13 protein-coding genes, 1 tRNA gene and 2 pseudogenes are annotated in these 22,356 nt (G+C 69.5%); 10 read left to right on the forward strand and 6 right to left on the reverse strand.

The window, feature by feature from the left end; all coding sequences use genetic code 11:
- The first annotated feature begins 27 nt into the window (after window positions 1–27).
- Entirely contained in the window at window positions 28–903 is an 876-nt protein-coding gene (locus AADV74_RS02405) for a PHP domain-containing protein (RefSeq protein WP_342111452.1), read from the forward strand.
- 91 nt (window positions 904–994) lie between these two features.
- Here AADV74_RS02405 and AADV74_RS02410 read toward each other — a convergent pair whose 3' ends face one another.
- Entirely contained in the window at window positions 995–2,515 is a 1,521-nt protein-coding gene (locus AADV74_RS02410; protein ID WP_342111454.1) for a DEAD/DEAH box helicase, read from the reverse strand.
- 117 nt (window positions 2,516–2,632) lie between these two features.
- Here AADV74_RS02410 and AADV74_RS02415 point away from each other — a divergent pair, with 117 nt between their 5' ends.
- Complete coding sequence (locus tag AADV74_RS02415; protein WP_342113083.1) at window positions 2,633–3,346, forward strand: ferritin-like fold-containing protein; 714 nt, start codon at window positions 2,633–2,635, stop codon at window positions 3,344–3,346.
- 72 nt (window positions 3,347–3,418) lie between these two features.
- Here AADV74_RS02415 and AADV74_RS02420 read toward each other — a convergent pair whose 3' ends face one another.
- Both AADV74_RS02420 and AADV74_RS02425 read right to left on the reverse strand, forming a co-directional pair.
- The gene (locus AADV74_RS02420) at window positions 3,419–3,730 is read right to left on the reverse strand and encodes a hypothetical protein (protein ID WP_342111456.1); all 312 of its coding nucleotides are present in this window, start codon (window positions 3,728–3,730) and stop codon (window positions 3,419–3,421) included.
- Window position 3,731: 1 nt separating this feature from the next.
- Window positions 3,732–3,956 (reverse strand): DUF3107 domain-containing protein, encoded by a 225-nt coding sequence (locus AADV74_RS02425; RefSeq protein WP_342111458.1) that lies wholly within the window; start codon window positions 3,954–3,956, stop codon window positions 3,732–3,734.
- A gap of 99 nt (window positions 3,957–4,055) precedes the next feature.
- Between AADV74_RS02425 and AADV74_RS02430 the strand changes: the two genes are divergently transcribed.
- Window positions 4,056–7,253: an ATP-dependent helicase gene (locus AADV74_RS02430; RefSeq protein WP_342111460.1), complete on the forward strand. Its 3,198-nt coding sequence runs from the start codon at window positions 4,056–4,058 to the stop codon at window positions 7,251–7,253.
- Complete coding sequence (locus AADV74_RS02435; protein ID WP_342111462.1) at window positions 7,250–10,666, forward strand: ATP-dependent DNA helicase; 3,417 nt, start codon at window positions 7,250–7,252, stop codon at window positions 10,664–10,666. The genes AADV74_RS02430 and AADV74_RS02435 overlap by 4 nt, the downstream gene beginning before the upstream one ends.
- A 431-nt stretch (window positions 10,667–11,097) precedes the next feature.
- Here the strand turns inward: AADV74_RS02435 and AADV74_RS02440 are convergent.
- A pseudogene (locus tag AADV74_RS02440) lies at window positions 11,098–12,000 on the reverse strand (phosphotransferase); the annotation flags it as partial.
- On the opposite strand from AADV74_RS02440, the gene nudC reads away from it, so the two are divergent.
- Both nudC and AADV74_RS02450 read left to right on the forward strand, forming a co-directional pair.
- The gene (gene nudC, locus AADV74_RS02445; RefSeq protein ID WP_342111464.1) at window positions 11,992–12,969 is read left to right on the forward strand and encodes an NAD(+) diphosphatase; all 978 of its coding nucleotides are present in this window, start codon (window positions 11,992–11,994) and stop codon (window positions 12,967–12,969) included. The pseudogene AADV74_RS02440 and the gene nudC overlap by 9 nt on opposite strands.
- Complete coding sequence (locus AADV74_RS02450) at window positions 12,966–14,708, forward strand: ATP-dependent helicase (RefSeq protein ID WP_342111466.1); 1,743 nt, start codon at window positions 12,966–12,968, stop codon at window positions 14,706–14,708. The genes nudC and AADV74_RS02450 overlap by 4 nt, the downstream gene beginning before the upstream one ends.
- Here the strand turns inward: AADV74_RS02450 and AADV74_RS02455 are convergent.
- Together AADV74_RS02455 and AADV74_RS02460 are read right to left on the reverse strand one after the other, a co-directional pair.
- Window positions 14,683–15,537 (reverse strand): annotated as a pseudogene (locus AADV74_RS02455) (TOMM precursor leader peptide-binding protein); the annotation flags it as partial. The gene AADV74_RS02450 and the pseudogene AADV74_RS02455 sit on opposite strands and share 26 nt — an antisense overlap.
- Before the next feature lie 50 nt (window positions 15,538–15,587).
- Window positions 15,588–16,952: a zinc-dependent metalloprotease gene (locus tag AADV74_RS02460; RefSeq protein ID WP_342111469.1), complete on the reverse strand. Its 1,365-nt coding sequence runs from the start codon at window positions 16,950–16,952 to the stop codon at window positions 15,588–15,590.
- A gap of 141 nt (window positions 16,953–17,093) precedes the next feature.
- On the opposite strand from AADV74_RS02460, the gene AADV74_RS02465 reads away from it, so the two are divergent.
- The 4 genes from AADV74_RS02465 to AADV74_RS02480 all read left to right on the forward strand — a co-directional run bounded on the left by AADV74_RS02465 (window position 17,094) and on the right by AADV74_RS02480 (window position 22,250).
- Window positions 17,094–18,200, forward strand: a complete 1,107-nt coding sequence (locus AADV74_RS02465; RefSeq protein WP_342111471.1) for a YlbL family protein — start codon at window positions 17,094–17,096, stop codon at window positions 18,198–18,200.
- 110 nt (window positions 18,201–18,310) lie between these two features.
- Window positions 18,311–21,235 carry a UPF0182 family membrane protein gene (locus AADV74_RS02470; protein ID WP_342111473.1) on the forward strand — a complete coding sequence of 975 codons (2,925 nt, stop codon included), beginning with the start codon at window positions 18,311–18,313 and terminating at the stop codon, window positions 21,233–21,235.
- Window positions 21,236–21,249: 14 nt separating this feature from the next.
- A complete protein-coding gene (locus AADV74_RS02475) occupies window positions 21,250–22,116 on the forward strand; it encodes a class I SAM-dependent methyltransferase (RefSeq protein WP_342111475.1) in 867 nt (288 codons plus the stop codon).
- Between the two features lie 60 nt (window positions 22,117–22,176).
- Window positions 22,177–22,250, forward strand: a tRNA-Met gene (locus tag AADV74_RS02480).
- Window positions 22,251–22,356: the final 106 nt, after the last annotated feature.

A 22,356-nucleotide genomic window follows, 5' to 3' on the forward strand; every position in this document is an offset into this window, starting at 1 on the left:
GCGAGTGCCCGGTCCTAGCATGGGGGGATGCAGCGTTTCCGGGGTCCGATCGACCTGCACGCCCACTCGAGCGTGTCGGACGGAACCGAGTCGCCCACCCAGCTCGTGCGGCAGGCGGCTGAAGCTGGACTCGGCACCGTGGCGATCACCGACCACGACGCGACGTCGGGATGGGCTGCAGCCTCCGACGAGGCGCGCCGGGTGGGCATCACCCTCATCCCCGGGATGGAGCTGTCGACGCAGGTGCAGTTCTCCAGCGTGCACATGCTGGCCTACCTCTTCGATCCGGCGAACGAGGCGCTGCAGATCGAGACCGCCCGCATCCGCGCCGCCAGACTCACCAGGGCCGAGGAGATCGTGCGGCGCATCTCGCGCGACTACGACCTCACCTGGGACGACGTGCTGGCCCAGACCACCCCGAACGCCACGGTCGGCCGCCCGCACATCGCCGACGCGCTCGTGGCGCGCGGGCATGCGCCGAACCGGTCGGATGCCTTCGCCGGCATCCTGCACTGGCGCCGCGGCTACTACCAGCCGCACTACGCGCCGGACCCCCGCGAAGGCGTGCGCCTGGTGCGCGAGGCCGGGGGAGTGCCTGTGCTCGCCCACCCCGGAACCCGAGGGGCGGAGGCCGTGATCCCGGCGGAGCGGCTGCGGGTGCTCGTCGACGACGGGCTGTTCGGCCTCGAGATCGACCACCGCGAGAACATGCCCGATGCGAAGGTGCGATTGCGCGAGCTGGCCCAGCGCTTCGGACTCGAGATCACGGGCTCGAGCGACTGGCACGGTTCGGGCAAGCCGAACATGCTCGGGGAGAACACGACGGCTCCCGAGGTGCTCGAGAAGCTCATCGCCGAGGCGACGGGGTGGGCGCCGGTGTATCCCGACGCACCCGCTCACTGAGGGCCGAGCGGAGCGACCGCCCGAAACGTCACCGCCCGGCGCGCTTCGGCCGCGGACTTCGTCCGGGCCTCAGCGAGCGAGCGACCAGATTCTACTGCGGAGCGGACGTCGGGCGTGGGCCGCGGCGACGACGACGGCGCGGTGCGCTGTTGCCGTCGTGGTGCTCGTGACCCTGGCCGTCGTGGGTGCCCGCTGCGACGTTCGTCTCGACGGATGCGGCATCCGTCGTCGCGTCCGACGACCCCGAAGCAGGGGCCGTGGTCGATGCGCCCGGGCCCGAGGTGCCCTGGCCGCCGCGGGTGCGACGACGGTTGCGATTGCTCGTGCCCTCTGAGGAGCCGGAGCTGGAGGATCCGGAGGATCCGGAGCCCTGACGGCCCGATCCGCGGTTCTCGGCCGCTGCGCGGGGCGCCGTCTCCTTGACCGGGGTCGCCTTGAGACGGCCCTTCGAGCCTGCGGGGATGTCGAGGTCGCTGTAGAGGTGAGGCGACGAGGAGTAGGTCTCGACCGGCTCGGGCTGGTTCATCTCGAGAGCGCGGTTGATGAGCGCCCACTTGTGCATGTCGTCCCAGTCGACGAACGTCACGGCGATGCCGGTCTTGCCAGCGCGGCCGGTGCGGCCGGCGCGGTGGAGGTAGGTGTCGTGGTCGTCGGGCACGGTGTGGTTGATCACGTGGGTGACGTCGTTGACGTCGATGCCTCGGGCTGCGACATCCGTTGCGATGAGAACGTCTTTCTTGCCGGCCTTGAATGCTGCCATGGCGCGCTCGCGCTGGTCCTGGTTGAGGTCACCGTGCACGGCAGCGGCGTTGAAGCCGCGATCGTTGAGCTCCTCGACGAGCTTGGCCGCTGCGCGCTTGGTGCGCGTGAAGATGACGGTCTTGCCTCGGCCGTCGGCCTGCAGGATGCGCGAGACGACCTCGTCCTTGTCCATCGAGTGCGCGCGGTAGACGACGTGCTTGATGTTCGCCTGCGTGAGGCCCTCGTCGGGGTCCGTCGCACGGATGTGGATGGGCTTCGACATGAACCGGCGTGCCAGAGCCACGATCGGGCCGGGCATCGTGGCCGAGAACAGCATGGTGTGGCGCGTGGGGGGAGTCTTGGCGAAGAGCTTCTCGATGTCGGCGAGGAAGCCGAGATCGAGCATCTTGTCTGCCTCGTCGAGCACCATCTCGGTCACGTTGCCGAGGTTGAGCAGGCGCTGCTGCGCGAGGTCGAGGAGACGACCCGGGGTGCCGACGACGATCTGGGCGCCGGCCTTGAGCTGCTCGACCTGACCCTCATAGGCCTTGCCGCCGTAGATGGCGACGACTGAGGTGGCGCGGTTGCTGGTGGCCAGCTCGAGGTCTTCGGCGACCTGCACGCACAACTCACGCGTCGGAACGACGACGAGGACCTGCACGCCGGGCTCGGGGTTCAGGCCGATGCGCTGGATGATGGGCAGTCCGAAGCCGAGGGTCTTGCCCGTTCCGGTCTTCGCCTGGCCGATGATGTCCTGGCCGCTGAGGCCGAGGGGGATGGTCTGCTCCTGGATGGGGAACGGTTCGATGATGCCCTGGGTGGCGAGGGCGTCGACCATGTCCTGGTCGATCTGGAGATCTGCGAAAGTCACGTGTGCCTGTCAGTACTTGAAGAGGAATGCGCCCTTTCATGAGAGGCGCACGGCTGGGATCCATCGCCCGCAGCCCGATCAGTCTATCCGGGCGCACCTGACTAGGCTGTCAGCGTGATGAAGTGGTTCCCGCAGGGTCGACGGCGCACGGAGGCGCCCCGACGGCAGCCCCGCGTGGCCGCTGTCGTGTCGACGAAGGTGGAGTTCGGCGAGCTCACTCCCGAGACCCTTCCGTTCCTCGGGCAGGCCGCCTACATCCAGCTCGAGCTGTTCGAGAACCTGGCCCGCGCCATGGCCACGGCGCCGACGCTGGCCGACAAGGCGAGCCTCAGCACCGCCGCCCGCTTCACACTGCGCAAGCACCACCGCCTGGCGGAGGAGATCCGCGCCCTCGACGAGGAGCCGGCCGTCGTCATGGCGCCGTTCGCCCCCGCCATCGACGCGTTCCGCGCGGCCACGACCGGCGCGACATGGCACGAGCTCATGATCACGAACCTCATCACGGCCGGCATGCTCGACGACTTCTTCATCAGCCTGTCGGGATCGCTTCCCGACGGCGTCGGATCCCGGGTCGCGGCGATCCTGTCGCGGCGGCCGCGAACGGATGTCGTCGCCGACGCCCTAGCCGTGGCCATCGTCGCCGATCCCCAGCTGGCATCGCCGCTGGCCATGTGGGGTCGCCGACTCGTCGGCGACACCCTGCTCGTGGCGCGCTCGGCGCTGCGCGATGCGAATGCCCGCGGCCCCGTCGACGAGAGCATCGAGCCGGCTTTCACCGATCTCATCGCCGCGCACACGCGACGGATGGACAGCCTCGGCCTCACGGCCTGAGGCGCTCCCTCCAGTCAACGCGAACGGCTGCCCCACCGGTCGGTGGGACAGCCGTTGGACCTTCGGTGAGCGTCAGTGCGCTGTCGCTGTTGCCGTCGAGCCCGTGAGCTTCGTCAGCAGGGCGGCATCCGTCTGCACGCGGTGGCGACCGATGGCCAGGTCGGCCACGACGACGGCGATGACGGAGGCGCCGAGGCTCACCCACCAGATCCAGCCGCCGTCCCACGCCCAGCCCAGCCAGGTCAGCGCGACCCAGACGACCGACGCCACGACGGCGCCGATGGCCGGGACGAGGACGGAACCGTGCTCATCGCGGTGCGGCAGGGTGTAGCGGGCGATGGTGCCGAAGATGGCTCCGCCGAGGAAGACGAAGAGCAGCTCCATGTCAGCCGACGAATCCGATGCGACGGGCCTCGTCGCTTCCGAGTTCGACATAGGCGATGGTCGCCGTCGGAACGATGTACGTGGTGCCCTTGGAATCGAGCAGCTTCAGGTAGCCGGTCTTCTCTGCGAGGGCGGATGCGACCGCCGTCTCGAGCTCTGCAGCGGGCTGGCTGGTCTCGAAGCTGATCTCACGAGGGGAGTTCTGGATGCCGATGCGGATTTCCACGTGTAAGCGCCTTTCGTTGCGTTCTTCGCTCAGGTTACGACAGATCGACCACGGCGCTGCGCGGGTTCACTGTCGGCGGAACCGCTTAGCGTTGTGAGCGTGACGATCACGGGATTCCAGAGCACCGCAGCGAGTACCGCGTTCGCAGCCGCCGTGGTCCCCGCGACCGACGAGGTGCCCCTCGATCCCGCCCAGCTGGCCGTTCTCGCGCTGCCCGACGGCCGATCGGCCGCCGTCGTCGGAGCCCCGGGCTCCGGCAAGACGACCCTCGTCGTCGAGCTGGTGCGCGACCGCATCCGCAGCCGCGGCTACGCCCCAGGCGACGTGCTCGTACTGGCAGCGACGCGCGCATCGGCGACCCGGCTGCGCGATCGCATCGGGCTGCGCGTCGGCGTGCCCACGAACGGCCCCCTGGCTCGCACAGGCAACTCCCTCGCCTTCCAGATCGTGCGTGGGGCGTCGACGGATGCCGACGATCCCGTGCTGCTCACCGGTGGCGAACAGGACCAGATCATCGCCGAACTGCTGGCCGGTCATCTCGAGGAGGGCACAGGGCCGAGCTGGCCCGATCCGCTGACTCCCGAGGTGCGCGGCCTCCGCGGCTTCCGCACGGAACTGCGCGACCTGATGGCCCGCTGCACCGAGTACGGCGTATCGCCGAAGCGTCTCGCTGCGCTCGGACGGGAGCTCGGCCGCCCCGAGTGGGAGGCTGCTGCCGAGTTCCTGCACGAGTACGAGGCCGTCACCGATGCCTATCGCTCGCGGGCCTTCGATTCCGCGTCGCTCGCCCAGGAGGCTGCCGCGACGGTGAGGGAGGCACCTGCCGGAGCAGCGGCATCCGTCACCCTCGGCTCCCTCGCCACTCTGAAGCTGCTGATCGTCGACGACGCGCAGGAGCTCACCCGGTCGACTCTCGCCCTGCTGCGCCGGTTCGCCGAGCGCGGCGTCGCCATCGTGGCCGTCGGCGATCCGGACGTGAGCACGGGATCGTTCCGCGGTTCGCACCCCGATGCCCTCGGCCGACTCGCCCAGCATCTCGGGCTCGACTCCGTCGACACGATCGTGCTCGACACGGTTCACCGGCACGGACCCGACATCCGCGGCATCGTGGCCGCAGTATCGGGTCGCATCGGGACGGCGGGCACCACCGGGCGCCACCGCCGGGCCAGTGCTGCGGATGCCGATGCCGGTGTCGGTCCCGACGCCGGGGTTCCCGCCGCCTCGCCGCCGTCCGTCCGTGCTCGCATCGCCAGCAGCCCGGCGCAGCAGCTCGAGCTCATCGCCCGCTCCCTGCGCGAGCGTCACGTCTTCGACGGCGTCGCCTGGGGGGACATGGCGGTGGTCGTGCGCAGCGGGTCGCTCGTCGAACCACTCTCCCGGGGCCTGGCAGCCCTCGAGGTGCCCACGACCGTCACCACGGCCGGGTCCGCACTCCGCGACGAGCAGGTCGTGCGGGCCTTCGTGCTCGCCCTCGACGTCGCCATGGGGCGTCGACGGCTCGACGCTCTCGCCGCCGTCGACCTGCTCTCCGGGGCGCTCGGCGGACTCGACCCCATCTCGCTCCGACGGCTGCGCTCGGCGCTCCGTCGTGAGGAGCTCGCCGCCGGAGGAACGCGGGGTGCAGACGACCTCCTCGTCGAGGCGCTCGACAGGCCCGGCGGGCTCGCCACCATCGACACGGCGACCGCGCGGCGCGCGACCCGCCTGGCCGAGAGCGTGCGCACGGCGTCAGCGGAAGCGGCAGCCGGAGCCACCATCGAGGAGCTGCTGTGGGGGCTCTGGCAGCGCAGCGGGCTCGAACGCACCTGGACCGCCCAGGCGAAGGAGCCGGGCATCGCCGCCGATGAGGCCGACCGCCACCTCGACGTCGTCGTCGCCCTGTTCACCTCCGCCCAGCGCTTCGTCGAGCGGGCACCGTTGGCGCCTCCAGCGCTGTTCCTCGACGAGCTCACGGCACGAGACGTCGCCGAGGACACCCTCGCTCCGCGCGCCGTCGCCCAATCGGTCACGGTCTCCACGCCGACAGGTGTGGTCGGCCGTGACTTCGAGATCGTGGTCGTCGCCGGAGTGCAGGAGAACGTCTGGCCCGACATGCGGGTGCGCGGCTCGCTGCTCGGCTCCGGCGATCTCGCCGCCGCGGCCACGGGAGCATCCGCCGACACCACCGATGCCCGCACCGCCGTGCTGCACGATGAGCTGCGCCTGTTCGCGCAGGCCGTATCGCGCTCCCGCAGCGAGCTCATCGTCACTGCGGTGAGCGACGAGGACCAGGCGCCCTCCGCGTTCTTCTCGCTGCTTCCCGAGCCCGACGACACGCCTCCCGAGCGGCATCCGCTCTCCCTCCGCGGACTCACGGCTCGGCTGCGCCGTACCCTGACCACCGAGACCGACCCGCTGCGCAGCAGGCAGGCGGCCTTCGACCTCGCCCGCCTCGCCGCTGAGGGCGTGGCCGGAGCCGACCCCGTCGACTGGTACGGAATCGCCGACCCCTCCACCGAACTCCCTCTGCACTATGCGGAGGGCGGCGACGGACCCGTGCGGGTCTCTCCCTCGCGCATGGAGGCATTCGAGACCTGCGAGCTGCACTGGCTCGTCGACCAGCTCGGCGGCTCGGCTCCGAATACGGCCTCGAGCCTCGGCAGCATCATCCACTCGGTCGCCGAGCACGCCACGCCCGAGTCCGACATCTCTCCCGACGGCCTGCTCGCGAGCGTGCGCGAGCGCTGGGAGGAGATCCCGTTCGAGTCGGAGTGGCAGTCGGGACTGGAGTCCGCGCGCGCAGCTGACCTCACCGAACGGCTCTCGGCCTACCTGCGCGATTTCCGCGCGGCGGGTGGCGAACTGGTGCAGGCCGAGGGCGGCTTCTCGCTGCCCGTCGGCGACGCCGTACTGAACGGCAAGATCGACAGGGTGGAGCTCCGCGGAGGCGAGCTCTACATCGTCGACCTCAAGACCGGGCGCAGCGAGCCGACGAGCGACGACGCCGTCGCCGAGCATGCGCAGCTCGGCGCCTATCAGCTGGCCTACGCGGCCGGAGCCCTCGGCGAGTTGCCCGACGCGCCTCTCGGCGGCGCCAGGCTCGTGGTCGTCTCCAGCGGCACTCGAGCCCAACCCTGGCGGCAGCCCACCCAGGCCCCGCTCGACGACGATCAGCTCGCGGCCTTCCGCATGCGAGTGGAGGAGGACGCCCGCCGCATGGGTGGAACCACGTTCATCGCCCAGATCGGATCACATTGCGTCGACCCGTACTCCCACGGTTCCTGCCGCATCCATGTCGTGGGATCGGTGAGCTCATGACAGACGTCACCCTCGATGGTCTCGGCAACGAGTTCGCTCCCGTCGACCCGCCTCGGGTCGACCTCGCTCCCGATGAGCTCGCCCGTCGCATCGGCGACCCGTTCTCGCCCACGGCCGAGCAGGCCGCCGTCATCCGCGCCGACCTGGCGCCGACGCTGGTCATCGCCGGAGCCGGCAGCGGCAAGACCGAGACGATGGCGAACCGCGTCATCTGGCTGCTCGCGACAGGACGTGTGCGACCGGAGCAGGTGCTCGGCCTCACCTTCACGCGCAAGGCCGCCGGCGAGCTGGCCGAGCGCATCCAGCGTCGCATCGGCCGCCTCGACGAGAGTGGCCTGCTTCCCCGACGCACGGCAGGCGGAGAGGCCGGCGGCGACTCCGGAGCGAACTCGCTCTTCGACCGTCCCACGGTATCGACCTACAACGCCTTCGCGAACAGCATCTTCCACGACAACGCCGTCATCCTCGGCCGGGAGCCCGAGTCGCAGCTGCTCAGCGAGTCGTCGGCATGGTTGCTCGCCCGCCGCGTGACGGTCGAGCACGGTGACGATCGTCTGGTGCGCATCGGCAAGCGCGTCGACGACGTGACGGATGCCGTCCTCCGCATCAGCCGCGCCCTCGCCGAGAACGAGGCCGACGGCGCCGAGGTGCGCCGCTTCGGCCAGGACTTCCGCCGCCTCGGCGAGCTGCCGTACAACGAGAAGACCGGCGCAGCCAAGCAGTACGCCGACGTGACCACCGCCCTCGCCCACGTCGAGTCGCTCGATGTGCTCCTCGACCTCGCCGTGCGCTTCGACGCCGAGAAGCGCAGGCTCGGCCTCGTCGAGTTCTCAGACCAGGTCGCTCTAGCGCGGGCAGCGTGCGAGCGCAGCTCGCGGGTCGTCGACGGCTATCGCGAGCGCTACAAGGTCATCCTTCTCGACGAGTACCAGGACACCTCCGTCGGCCAGACCCGACTGCTGTCGACCCTCTTCGCCGGGCAGGGAGTCATGGCCGTCGGAGATCCGCACCAGTCGATCTACGGCTGGCGCGGCGCGAGTGCCGACAACCTCAGCCGCTTCTCGTCGGACTTCGCCGCCGACGGCACCAGCGCCGACACCCTCAGCCTCTCGACGAGCTGGCGCAACCCCACGATCGTTCTGGATGCGGCCAACCGCCTCGTCGAGCCGTTGACCGCCGTCACTACGGTGGGCGTCGCGACTCTCGCCCCGCGTCCGGCGGCCCCGGTTGGCGTGCTCACCGCGTCGTTCCACGAGCAGATGGCCGACGAGGCCGATGCCGTCGCCGAGTGGTTCTCCGGTCGCCTCGACCCTGCAGGACCCGAGGCCGAGAAGCCGACCGCGGCGATGCTGTTCCGAGCCCGCCGGCACATGGAGTTCTTCGCCGATGCGCTTCGACGCCGCGGCATCCCGTGCCACGTCCTGGGCATCGGGGGCCTGCTGTCGACGCCGGAGGTGGTCGACCTCGTCGCCGCCCTGCGCGTCGTGCACGACCCGGCTGCGGGCTCGTCGCTGCTGCGCCTCCTCGCCGGCGCCCTGTTCCGCATCGGGCCGCGAGACCTCGCCGAACTCGCTCGAGTGGCCGGCTGGCTGCAGAGCCGGGACTGGCAGCAGAAGGACGTCGGCGACGAGGTGCGGCGGGCGCTGCGCGAATCCGTCGCCATCGACGACGCCGCGTCCATCGTCGACGCGCTCGACTTCGTGTCGTCGGCTCCAGCCGAGCACCGCCAGCTCGCCGGCTTCAGCGATCTCGGTCTCTACCGCCTGCGTGGTGCCGGTGCACGCCTCGCCTTCCTGCGTTCCCGCGTCGGCCTCGCGCTGCCCGACTTCGTGCGACTCGTCGAGCAGGAGCTCCGCCTCGACATCGAGGTGAGCGCCAATGAGCGCAACGAACGCGGTATGGCGAATCTCTATGCGTTCCACGACGAGGTCGCCGCCTTCGTGGCCGCAGACGAGCGCGGAACCCTCGGCAGCTTCCTGGCGTGGCTGGCTCGCGCCGAGAAGGCCGACGATCTCGGACCCCGCAGCGATCCGGGCGAGCGAGGCGTCGTGCAGCTGCTCACCATCCACGGGTCGAAGGGCCTCGAGTGGGACCACGTCGTCGTCCCCGGCATGACCGAGGCCGGTCTGCCGAGTGCTCCGCGAGAGGGCGGCGGCTGGGTGTCGTTCGGCCAGTTGCCGTACGAGTTCCGCGGCGATCGCCTCGAACTGCCCGTGCTGCCCTGGCGCACGGTGTCGACGCAGCAGCAGTTCCGCGACGAGTTCGTGGCGTTCAAGGCCGCGCTCGCCGAGCGCAGCTCGCTCGAGGAGCGTCGGCTCGCCTACGTCGCCGTCACCCGGGCCCGAGAGCAGCTGTTGCTCACGGGGTCGTTCTGGGCCGACGGCACCCGGCCCAAGCAGCCCAGCCGCTACCTGCGCGAGCTCGCCGAGGTCGGCATCATCGCGGACCTCCCCGAGGCTCCCGAGAACGAGGAGAACCCGTCCGATCGCGCTGGTCGCACGGGGGAGTGGCCGTTCGACCCCCTGGGCACGCGACGGGTCGGCGTGGAGCAGGCGGCGGATGCCGTGCGCTCAGCCGCCCGCGAGCGCTCGAGAACTCTCGTGCGGCCGGCGACGCCGTGGAGTCGCGACATCGATCTGCTGCTTGCCGAGCGCAGGCGGCGCGCTCAGCCCGAACCCGTCGCCGTCCCGGCGCGCATCCCGGCGTCGCGGTTCAAGGACTACGTCGATCGTCCCGGAGAGGTCGCAGAGGGCCTGCGTCGGCCGCTGCCGCAGCGCCCCTACCGCGCCACGCGTCTCGGCACGCTGTTCCACAGCTGGGTCGAGCACCGCTCGGCTGGCGTCGGCTCGTTCGACCTCCTCGACGTGTCGGCTGACGAGTCGGATGCCGACACCACCGTCGAGTTCGACGTCGTCGATGCCATGCCCGAGAGCGGCCGGCTGGCGCAGCTCCAAGCGACATTCGAACGTTCGGAGTGGGCGGATCGCGCGCCGGAGGACGTCGAGATCGAGATCCATCTCGCCCTCGCCGGCCAGGTGTTCATCTGCAAGCTCGATGCCGTCTACCGCACCGAGACGGGCTACCAGGTCGTCGACTGGAAGACCGGGCGCGCTCCGACCGATGCTCGCGATCTCGAGCTCAAGCAGACCCAGCTGGCGCTCTACCGCCTCGCGTACGCACGGTGGAAGGACGTCGATCCGTCGACCGTCGACGCCGTGTTCTACTTCGTGGCCGACGATGTGGTCGTACGCCCCGAGCGCCTCTACGAGGAGGAGGACCTGCTCGCGCTGTGGTCGTCGGTCTCGTCCGAGGCCCTGCGGGAGCCCGAGCGCGCCTCGAGCTCGCTGTCGAATGCCCCCGTCGCGTCTGGATCGTCGTCGGATGCGGCATCCGATGGCCCGGCGTCATCCTGAGGCATCGCGAACAACTCGATCGGGCCGGTCTCCAACCCGTCGTGAGAGGCGAACGGCTCGCCGGTCTTCGACAGCGTGTGCCAGGCCGGCTTCTCGGGCTCGCCGTAGCTCTCGAGCTCGAACGAGGACTGGTCATAGCTGTCGGTGTGCATCTCGGCACCGCCACCGCGTCGGAGTTCGGTGCGCGGGGTGTCCTGCAGCATGGCCTCGACGTCGGAGACGGCCATCACCGGGCCCGTGAGCGGGGAGATCGGATTCATGACGTCGGCGTGCACGCTGTCGACCAGGCCGTCGAGCATCGCCACTGCGTCGGTGATCACCGCCTCGTCGTGGGTCTCGACGCCGTGCAGCAGCCAGCGGGCGAGCTCGAGCTCGGCGTAGAGCATGGCGCGCTGAGTGATCAGGCGATCGGATGCCGACCCTCGACCCGCCGTGTAGGCGGCGATGGCGGTCTCGGCGGCCTCGCCACGCGAGGCGAGCAGCCAGTGCAGGTCGCGCGCGCTGTCGCCCACCCGGAGGCCCGACCAGCCGATGATCGCCGAGATGGCGTCGTCGGAGACCAGCAGGGACCCGGCGCTCAGTGAGCCGTTGATCACGACGGGGGCGAACTGCCAGAGGCTGTCGTCATCCGTCGCCTCCTCCCAGCGTCGCAGGAGTGCGGCCGGCAGATGCCCGGTGTCTGCGGTGCGCCCGACGAGGGTGATGGCGGCGGCCCGGGCATCCGGAGCTGTCTGCAGAGGCAGGCCGGCGTCCGAGATGAACGAGGTGGGCAGGGAGTGCACGGCAGCGATGGCGCGGCCGACGCTGGCGGCCAGGCCCGCGTCCGAGGTCAGGTGGTCGAGACCGACGGGATGCCCGGGCAGGAAGTCGTAGGCCAGAGCGCGGGTGCCGTTGATGGGCGCCTGGCCCAGGAACTCGGGCACGTCGAACGGCAGGCGGCTGCGCACACCCGTCGTCAGCGCACGCAGCGCCACGAGGTCGGCGGCCTGCTCGGTCTCGGCGGCCTGCGTACGCGGCATCCGCACGATGACCTCGCGGCCGTCGCGATCGGTCACCACTGCTGAATCGAACTCGCCGTGACCGGAGCCGCTGTGGCTGCGTGCCGACTGCACGTCGAGGCCGGGAACGGCTGCGGTGGCCAGCGCGGCTAGAGTGAGATGGGTTCGGGCCATGCCTTCAGGGTACGTCCTCGTGCTTGGCTGCGGCCGACCGCCACGCCTTCGCCGAAAGCCTCGTTCGCTGGCTTTCCCGGCAGGGAGGACGACGACGGACCGAACTGCTGCGCGGAGAATCGGCACCGCGCTCGTGAGTTGAGGAGATGCCCGGTGAGTCATGGCCCCCTGAGCATTCCGCTCGCCCGCCACCTGCTCGACCGCGACGCCGATGCCCGTTCGCGCGAAGGACTCCTCGAGTCGCTGCTGGCCGATCCCCTCACCCGGGTGATCGCCGTGCACAACGGGCGGGCTCTGCTGTCCGGCGGGGTCGATGGCGTCGATGACAGCGCGGCCGCAGTCGCAGCTCCCTCTCTCGCGCTCCTCGATCCGGATGCAGCGACAGGTGCCGAGCAGTACCTCTATCTGGGCCGCAGCACCCAGGGATCGCGCGTCGGGACCCCTCTCGTCGCCGCCATCGTCGGCGACGAGGCCGCAGCTCGGATCGAGCCGGACGCCGCACGGTGGGCGACCCTGCGCACGGCGGCACCGCTCCTCTCCGACGGCGATGCCGGGCTCTTCGCCGAGATCGCCTCCGTCGCCAACTGGCACGCGTCCCACGGCTTCTGCCCGCGCTGCGGAACCGCGACCATCCCGCAGCAGGCCGGCTGGGTGCGGCACTGCCCGAAGGACGACATCGACATCTTCCCGCGCACCGATCCCGCCGTCATCGTGCTGATCACGGATGCCGACGACCGCGTTCTGCTCGGATCGAACGCCAACTGGACCACGGGTCGCTATTCGCTCCTGGCCGGATTCGTCGAGCCGGGCGAGTCGCTCGAGCACGCCGTCATCCGTGAGATGAAGGAGGAGTCCGGCGTCGACGTGGTCGATCCGATCTACCGCGGGTCGCAGCCCTGGCCGTTCCCGGCATCGATCATGCTCGGCTTCCACGCTCGCCTGTCTGACGCCCAGGATCCCGAGAGCCTGGTTCCCGACGGCGTCGAGATCGTCGACCTGCGCTGGCTCACCCGGGAGCAGCTCGCCTCGCCCGGCAGCGGTGTCCTCCTGCCCGGCGCCGCGTCCATCGCCCGCGCGCTGCTCGAGGACTGGTACGGCGGGCCGATCCCCGACCACGAGGGTCGCTGGTGAGCCCCGACGACCTGCTCGCCGGCCTCGACGCGCAGCAGCGGGTCGCGGCCGAGGCACTCGTCGGACCGGTCAGCATCCTCGCGGGAGCCGGCACCGGCAAGACCCGCGCCATCACCCATCGCATCGCCTACGGGGTGGCGACCGGTGCGTACGCGCCGAACAGGGTCATGGCGCTCACCTTCACGGCCCGCTCCGCCGCCGAGCTGCGGGGACGACTCCGGATGCTCGGTGCGGGCGGGGTCTCGGCACGCACCTTCCACGCTGCAGCGCTCTCGCAGCTCGGCTTCTTCTGGCCGCAGGTCGTCGGCGGCAGCGCCCCGGCCATCATCGACGCCAAGGCACGCGTGCTCGCCCACGCCGCCGAGACCGTGCACCTCAAGGTCGACACCGCCACCCTGCGCGACGCCGCCGGCGAGATCGAGTGGCGCAAGGTCAGCGGGCTGTCGATCGAGCAGTACGCGGCCGTGTCGCACACCCGGTCGCTGCCGGGGCAGCTCGACCTCGAGCGCACGGTCGCCCTGCAGCAGGCCTACGAAGACCTCAAGGACTCCCGCAGGCAGCTCGACTTCGAGGACGTGCTTCTGGCCGTCGCCGGCATGATCGAGCAGGAGCCCGCCGTCGCCATGCAGGTGCGCGAGCAGTACAGGTTCTTCGTGGTCGATGAGTTCCAGGACGTCTCGCCGCTTCAGTACCAGCTGCTGCAGCTCTGGCTCGGCGACAGGCGAGACCTGTGCGTCGTCGGCGACGCCAGCCAGACCATCTACTCCTTCGCGGGCGCGCGCTCGGAATACCTCCTCGACTTCCCGAGCAGGTTCCCCGATGCGACCGTCGTGCGCCTCGAGCAGAACTACCGGTCGGCTCCGCCCGTGATCGACACCGCGAACCGGCTCATGCGCGGGCGCCCGGGTGCGCTCACCCTGCTGCCCACCGTCGGCGATGGAGCAGTGACCGGCCCCGAGGTCGCCGAGAGGAGCTTCCAGACCGACATGGGGGAGGCGCGCGGGGTCGCCCAGCGCATCCTCGAATTGCTCGACTCCGGCGCCAAGGCCGAGGACATCGCGGTGCTCTTCAGGGTGAACGTGCAGTCCGCAGCCCTGGAGCAGGCCTTCGTCGAAGCCGGGCTGAGCTACCTCATCCGCGGCTCGAAGCGTTTCTTCGACCTGCCCGAGGTCAAGCAGGCCGTGCTCGCGCTGCGTGCGGCGTCGGTCTCCATCGTCGGAGAGCCGCTGTTCAAGTCGGTCAGCGACGTGTTGCGATCGATCGGGTGGAGCCAGAGCCCGCCCGAGGCCCGAGGCGCCGTGCGCGACCGCTGGGAGTCTCTGGATGCGATCATGGGCCTCGTCGACGTCGCCGCTCCCGACACGACGTTCCGCGCCTTCACCGACGAGCTGCTCGAGCGCCAGCGTTCGCAGCATGAGCCCACGGTCTCGGCCGTCACCTTCGCAACGCTCCACTCGGCCAAGGGCCTCGAGTGGGATCACGTCTTCGTCGTGGGTCTCAGCGAGGGTCTCGTACCCATCAGCTACGCCAAATCGTTCGAGCAGATCGACGAGGAGCGGCGTCTGCTCTACGTCGGCATCACGCGCGCCAGGCGCTCCCTCACGCTGAGCTGGGCGCAGGTCGGTCAGCATCAGCGCGCACCCCGGGAACAGTCGAGATTCCTGACAGAGCTCGGCAGCCGCACTCCGCGTGCGGCTGGAGCATCCGGAGCGAGTTCGCGCCGGTCCGCGCGTCGATGACGATGGCAGCACCGGCCAACCCCGATTCGCCGGTCCTCAGCCAGCGGTCGATCGCCGTTCCGGCCACGGCCGACCCGAGCAGGCGGGCCACGGGTTCCTCGGCCGACGGCGCCCGATAGGCCAGCTGGGTGGCGATGGCCCGCCACGCGGGGTCGGCATCCTGGCGGGCGAGGTCGAGGCAGCACAGGCAGGGCCCGTCCGACCCCGGCTGCACGAACGGGCCGACGGTGAGGGTAGTGTCGCCGAAGACCACGGCGAGGTGCGGAACGTCGCGGCGCAGCCAGTGGCCGTAACGAACCGGCCGCACGACGTGATGGGCGACCAGCACGACGAGGTCGGGCGCGCTCCGCCCTGGTGCGGCATCCGGGAGACCGTCGGTACGACGGATGCCGTGACCCAACGCCGCGAGCATGTCGGCGATGGCGTCGGCCGTCTCCCCGGCACCGTCGACGATGACGTCACCGGTGCGACGCACCGCCACGATGTCGCTGTCGAGGATCGCCGGGGCGAGTTGCGTCAGCAGCGACTCGACCTGCGTCGGATCGCTCCCCACCAGGACTGCGACCACATCGAGGGTTCTGCGCGGCAGCCCGGCCTGAAGCGCTGCGATGATGCGCTCGTCGGTGCTCGTGACGCCGCTGATCGTGGCGACGGGCTCATCGACGCCGACCTGCAGGGTGTCGGGAGTGCGCCAGACGAGGGGGATGCGGGGGTCGAGTCGGAGCGACATCCCAGCAGTGTGCTCCGGTCGGCTCCAGAGCGCCCCGAATCCTCCACAGGGCCAACCCCGTTCGCGGAGGCCCGGAGGGAGTCCGCGGTCGAAGCGCATGTGATCGGCGCTTCGGGCGGTCGCTTCGCTCGGCCCTCAGCGAGCAGGGTCTACACCTGCGGTTCGCTCGGCCTCTCGGGACCGTCGTTGCGCAGCAGGTCCTCGAGGGCCTGATCGATGTCGTCGAGAGCGGGCTCGCCGCCCTCCGCAGTCTGCGTCAGGCGGGTGACGAGGCCCATCGGGTCGTCGAGGTCCTCCGACGTCGGCAGGATGTCGGGGTGCGCCCACAGCGCGTCGCGCGCTTCGCCGCCGACGGCATCCGTCACCGCCTGCCACATGGCAGCGGCCTCTCGGAGCCGACGCGGACGCAGCTCGAGGCCCACGAGGGTGGAGAACGCCGACTCGGCCGGTCCTCCCGACGCCCGGCGACGACGCACCATCTCGGCGATCGCGACGGACTTGGGCAGACGCGAGGTGGCGGCAGCCGTCACGACGTCGACCCAGCCCTCGACCAGGGCGAGCATGGTCTCGAGGCGGGCGAGCGCGGCCAACTGAGCATCGGTCTTCGGCGGGATCAGCGAGCCGTTGGTGAGAGCGTCGCGCAGCTGCTCGGGGCTCGACGGGTCGAACTGCTCGGCGAGATCCTGCAGCTGCTCGTTGTCGATGCGCAGCCCGCGGGAGAACTCGGTGATGGAGCTGATCATGTGCAGTCGCAGCCAGCGCGCGTGGCGGAACAGGCGGGCGTGGGCGAGCTCGCGCACGGCCAGGTAGATCTGCACCTGGTCGTCCTCGACATCGAGGCCCTCGCCGAATCCGGCGACGTTCTGCGGCAGCAGCGCTGCCTCGCCGTCACCGAGCAAGGGGATACCGACGTCGCCGCCGGAGACGACCTCGCTGGCGAGCTGGCCGACGACCTGGCCCAGCTGCATGGCGAACATGGTGCCGCCGATCGATCGCATGAGGGAGCCGGCGTTGGCCACCATGCTGCGCATCTCCTCGGGGGCCTGCTCCGAGAGTGCCCGGGTCAGGGCGTCCGCGATGCTGGAGGCGACGGGTTCGGCGAGCTGGGTCCAGACCGGCATGGTCCTCGTGACCCACTGCTTGCGGGTGATGAGCTGGGGTGCGTCGGAGAGCTCACTGACGGACACGACTTCGTCGAGCCACAGTGACGCGATGTTGAAGGCGGCGTCGAGCTGCGCGCGCTGCTCGTCGGTGGGGAAGAGCTGGGTCGCCGCGGCGCGGTCTTCGCCGGCCTTGAGCGCGATGCTCCAGTCGATGCCATCGCTGGAATTGCGCAGGGCTCCCTGCAGCTGGCTCATCAGGGCGGCGATGGATGCCGGGTCGTTGGGCAGACCAGCTGCGCCGGCGAGCTGGCTAGGATCGAAGCCGGACCCGCCAGCCAGGAACTGCTGCAGCATGTCGCGCAGTTCGTCCTCGGATCCGGGTTCGTCGTCCCGCTCGGGGTTCTCGGCCACTTCAGGCACCTCTCAGTCGCGTATCTCTACGCTAGCCCCGGAACCTTGGTAACTTGTCGGGAAATGCGTCCGCGGGCGGGCCTGGGAGTCCGCCCGTCGCGAACAGCGAGAGCGCTGGGTCGTACTGATGAAGGGAACCCGTTGTCACTGTTCACGGATGCCGCGACCGACGACGGTGCGCGCCCGCCGCGCCGAACGAGGCCAGGCTGGATCATCCTCGGCATCGCCCTCGTCGCCATCATCGTTCTCGGCTCCATGCCGGCTCCCTACGTGATCGACCTGCCCGGGCCCGTCTACAACACCCTCGGCACGGCGGAGCATGACGGCGAGCAGGTTCCGCTCATCAGCATCCCCGACGAGAAGACCTACGAGACCGAGGGTTCGCTCGACCTGCTCACGGTCTCGCAGAAGGGCAACCGCGAGCAGCAGCCCGGCTGGTTCGAGGTGGCCACGTCGTGGTTCGACCCGACCCGGGCCGTGCTCCCCATCGATGCCGTGTTCCCCGAGGACGTCAGCGACGACCAGATCCAGCAGCAGAGCCAGGCCGCGATGGTCGACTCCCAGCAGGATGCCATCGCGGCGGCGCTCGTCGAGCTCGGCTACGACTTCCCGCGCGAAGTCACGGTCGCCGGCATCACGGAGAAGTCCCCGGCCGAGGGCGTCCTCGAGGAGGGCGACATCATCACAGCCCTGAACGGCACAGGGGTGCACGACACCCAGGCGCTGCGTGACGCCGTCGCCGACAACGGCACCGACAAGCCGGCGACGGTCGACTACGAGCGCGACGGCGTGGAGGCATCCGCCGAGATCACGCCGATCGACGCCGACGGAACCGCCCTCATCGGAGTCGGTGTGCGCATGAACTACGAGTTCCCGTTCGACGTCGACATCCAGCTCGACAACGTCGGCGGACCGAGCGCGGGCCAGATGTTCGCGCTTGGCATCATCGACAAGCTCACTCCCGGCCTGCTCAACGGGGGAGAGAACGTGGCGGGAACCGGCACCATCGACGCCGCGGGCACCATCGGGGCCATCGGCGGCATCCGTCAGAAGCTGTTCGGGGCCAAGGACGCCGGAGCCGACTGGTTCCTGGCCCCGGCATTGAATTGCACCGAGGTCGTCGGGCACATCCCCGACGGGCTCACCGTGTTCAGCGTGAAGACCCTCGACGACTCGATGACAGTACTCGACACCATCGCGAATGGCGGGGACACCGGCGCATTGCCGTCCTGCTCCGCGGCATCCTGAGTATCGGCTGGGCAAACGCCGTAGGGCTGTAACCTCAGGGAAACGTTATCTGCCAATGCCTAGGATGAATCCTTGAAGCAGTTCAACAGACGAGCAATGAGGCATCTTTCGTGACATCAGCCACCTCCGACCCCTCCGATCGCCGCAGACGGGCACCACTCGTCATCACGATCGTGATCGTCGCCGCCCTCGTGGTGGCGTTCTTCGTGTTCGCCGGCGTCTACGCCGACGTGCTGTGGTTCGACGACCTCGGATTCCTCTCGGTGCTCACCACGCAGTGGGTCGCCGGGGCATCGATGTTCCTCATCGGGTTCTTCGCCATGGCCGTTCCGGTGTGGGTCGCCATCCAGGTCGCCTATCGCTCGCGCCCCGTCTACGCGAAACTCAACTCGCAGCTCGACCGCTACCAGCAGGTCATCGAGCCGCTGCGCCGCCTCGCCATGTGGGGCATCCCGGTACTGCTCGGCCTCTTCGCAGGCGTCTCCGCATCGTCACGGTGGGAGCTCACGGCTCTCTGGCTGAACCGCACGCCCACAGGCTCGACCGATCCGCAGTTCAACCTCGACATCTCGTTCTACCTGTTCGACCTGCCGTTCTTCCACGCCGTCCTGGGCTTCGCCTCGGCCGTCGTGCTGCTCGCCCTCCTTCTCGGCGTCGCCACCAGCTACCTGTACGGCGCCATCAGGGTGAGCGGCCGTGAGGTGCTCATCGCCAAGGCGGCCCGCATCCAGATCGCCGTCACAGCCGGTCTCTACCTTCTGCTTCAGGCCGTCAGCGTCTGGCTCGACCGCTACACGACGCTCACCGATGCCAACGCGAACATCACGGGTGCGGCCTACACCGACGTGCATGCCACGATCCCGGGCCGCGCCATCCTGGCCGGCGCCGCACTGTTCGTCGCCGTCCTCTTCTTCATCACCGCCTTCATCGGCCGCTGGCGTCTGCCGCTCGTCGGCACGGCGCTCCTCATCGTCACGGCGCTCATCGCCGGATCGCTCTACCCCTGGATCACCCAGCGCTTCACGGTCGACCCGAGCGAGAAGACGCTGGAGGAGCCGTACATCCAGCGCAACATCGACCTCACCCGGCAGGCGTTCGGTGTCGACTCCGTCGAGGAGATCCCGTACAACGCGACGACGGATGCCGAGCCCGGCGCCCTGCGCTCCGACGCCGAGACCACGGCCAGCATCCGCATCCTCGACCCCGCGATCGTCAGCGACACCTTCTCTCAGCTCGAGCAGTTCCGGCAGTACTACCAGTTCCCGAAGGAGCTGAACGTCGACCGCTACACGATCGACGGCAAGAGCCAGGACACCGTGGTGGCAGTGCGCGACCTGAACCTCGCCGGCCTCGACGACGCCCAGACCTGGGTGAACTCGTCGCTGGTGTACACCCACGGTTATGGTCTCGTCGCCGCATACGGAAACCAGCGCTCGGCAGACGGCCAGCCCGTCTTCCTCGAGTCCGGCATCCCGACCTCCGGCGACCTCGGCGACTTCGAGCCGCGCATCTACTTCGGCACCAACTCGCCGACGTACTCCATCGTGGGTGCGCCGAAGGGCGGCAAGCCGGTCGAACTCGACTACCCGTCGGGCGACCAGGGCGCAGACCAGAAGTACAACACCTTCGACGGCGACGGCGGGCCGAAGCTCGACAACGTCTTCAAGAAGCTGGTCTACGCGCTCAAGTTCCAGTCGGAGCAGATCTTCCTCTCCGACTCGGTCACGACGAGCTCGCAGATCCTCTACGAGCGCGACCCCAAGTCGCGAGTGCAGAAGGTGGCCCCGTACCTCACGCTCGACTCCGAGACCTACCCGACCGTGGTCGACGGACGCATCGTATGGGTGGTCGACGGCTACACCACGAGCGAGAACTACCCGTACTCGACGAAGCTCAGCATGAGCGATGCGATCGCCGACACCGAGACTCCGACGCCGACCTTCGCGATCGACAACGTCAACTACATCCGCAACTCGGTCAAGGCCACCGTCGACGCGTACGACGGCAAGGTCACGCTCTACGCGTGGGACGACACCGACCCGCTGCTGAAGAGCTGGCAGAAGATCTACCCGTCGACCATCAAGCCGCTCACGGCGATGTCGGGTGCCCTCATGAGCCACGTCCGCTACCCGTCCGACCTGTTCAAGCTGCAGCGGGCCACCCTCGGCCGCTACCACGTGACCGACGCGTCGTCGTTCTACTCGCGCAACGACGCCTGGGTGGTGCCGGACGACCCGACAGCCGCCGAGGCCTCGAACACGCTGCAGCCGCCGTACTACCTGACAATGCAGATGCCCGGCCAGGACGCACCGGCGTACTCCCTCTACTCGACGTTCATCCCGGAGTCGAAGGGCTCGGTCAGCCGCAACGTGCTCACGGGCTATCTGGCCGTCGACTCGGATGCCGGTGCCGACAAGGGCACCAAGGCCTCCGGCTACGGCAAGCTCAGGCTGCTGACGCTGCCGAAGGACGACACTGTGCCCGGCCCCGGCCAGGTTCAGGCCAACTTCGACGCCGACACCAGTGTCTCGCAGCAGTTGAACCTGCTGCGCCAGGGCCAGACGACGGTGCTGAACGGAAACCTGCTCACGCTTCCCGTCGGAGGCGGTCTGCTCTACGTGCAGCCCGTCTACGTCAAGTCGAAGGGCGGCGACGGCTACCCGCTGCTGCAGAAGGTGCTCGTGGCGTTCGGAGACAAGATCGCCTTCCAGGACACCCTCGACGAGTCGCTCGACGTGCTCTTCGGTGGAGACTCCGGAGCTGCTGCCGGCGACCAGGGCTCCGAGGCTCCGGGCGAGACTCCGACCGATCCCGAGCCTGATCCCGGCACCGGGACCGAGACCGATCCCGGCACCACACCGACGACCGGTGACCCCGCCGTCGACGCCCAGCTGAAGGATCTGTCCAACCAGGCCAAGCAGCAGCTGAAGGACAAGCAGGACGCCCTCAGCTCAGGCGACTGGGCTGCGTACGGTGTCGCCGACGCCGCACTCGCCCAGACAGTCGGCAAGATGATCGCGCTGCTGAACGACTGATCGGCGGAGGACTGATGGTCGACCTGCGAGACGGCGACTGGCTCGACGACAACCGGGCGAACTGGAACGAGCGGGTGCCCGTGCACCTCGCCAGCGGGTTCTACGACTCGAGCCCGCTGCGTGCCGCTGGCAGCGTGCTCGACCCGATCGTGGCCGCCGAGATCGCCGAACTGTTCCCCGACGGTCTCGACGGCAAGCGTGTGCTGCACCTGCAGTGCCATTTCGGGTCGGACTCGCTCTCGCTGGTGAACCTCGGCGCCACCGTTGTCGGCCTCGACTTCTCGCGCCCGGCAGTGCAGGAGGCGCGGCGCATGGCCGCAGAGCTCGGCGTCGCCGATCGCGCGCGTTTCATCGAAGCGAACATCTACGACGCCAGGCACATCCTGCCCGAACCCGAGTCGTTCGATCTGGTGTTCACGACCTGGGGAACCATCGGCTGGCTTCCGGACGTCGCGGAGTGGGCTCGTATCGTGTCGTGGTTCGTGAAGCCGGGAGGGCGGTTCTACTTCGCCGACGGGCATCCGACGGCCTTCGTCTTCGACGGCGACTCCGCGGCTGACGGAATGCCCGCGTTCGCCTACCCGTATGTGAGCGATGAGCCCGACATCATCGACGACCCGGGGGATTACGCCGACGACGAGGCCGTGCTCGAGAACTCGCGAACCTGGGAGTGGATGCATCCGCTCGGTGAGGTGATGGCGGCGCTTCGCGAAGCCGGCCTGCGCATCGACATGTTCCGCGAGCACCTGCAGGTGCCGTGGCGCATGTACCCCGTGCTCGTCGAGAAGGGGTCGGGCATGTTCGGCTGGGCCGACCAGCAGTGGCTGCCGCTGGCGTACTCGCTCGTGGCCGCGCACCCTGCTCCGGATGCCGCTCGCTGAGGTCCGCACGTCCCCTCGATTCGTCCTCTACGCCAAGCCGTGATAAGTTATTCCTTGTGCCGCGGGGTGGAGCAGTTCGGTAGCTCGCTGGGCTCATAACCCAGAGGTCGCAGGTTCAAATCCTGTCCCCGCAACAGTAAGACCCCCGGATCCGCAAGGATCCGGGGGTCTTTTTCTTTGCCCGGATGCGTCTCCGGCCCCTTCTCCGAGTCACCCGTCGTTCATCCGATGCACATCCTC

Source organism: Leifsonia stereocauli (assembly GCF_038432415.1).
GTDB classification, from domain to species: domain Bacteria; phylum Actinomycetota; class Actinomycetes; order Actinomycetales; family Microbacteriaceae; genus Orlajensenia; species Orlajensenia stereocauli.

Coding starts and splice junctions, on each gene's coding strand:
- AADV74_RS02405 (WP_342111452.1), top strand. CDS start 28: ATGCAGCGTTTCCGGGGTCCGATCGACCTGCACGCCCACTCGAGCGTG.
- AADV74_RS02415 (WP_342113083.1), top strand. CDS start 2,633: ATGAAGTGGTTCCCGCAGGGTCGACGGCGCACGGAGGCGCCCCGACGG.
- AADV74_RS02420 (WP_342111456.1), bottom strand. CDS start 3,730: ATGGAGCTGCTCTTCGTCTTCCTCGGCGGAGCCATCTTCGGCACCATC.
- AADV74_RS02435 (WP_342111462.1), top strand. CDS start 7,250: ATGACAGACGTCACCCTCGATGGTCTCGGCAACGAGTTCGCTCCCGTC.
- AADV74_RS02475 (WP_342111475.1), top strand. CDS start 21,250: ATGGTCGACCTGCGAGACGGCGACTGGCTCGACGACAACCGGGCGAAC.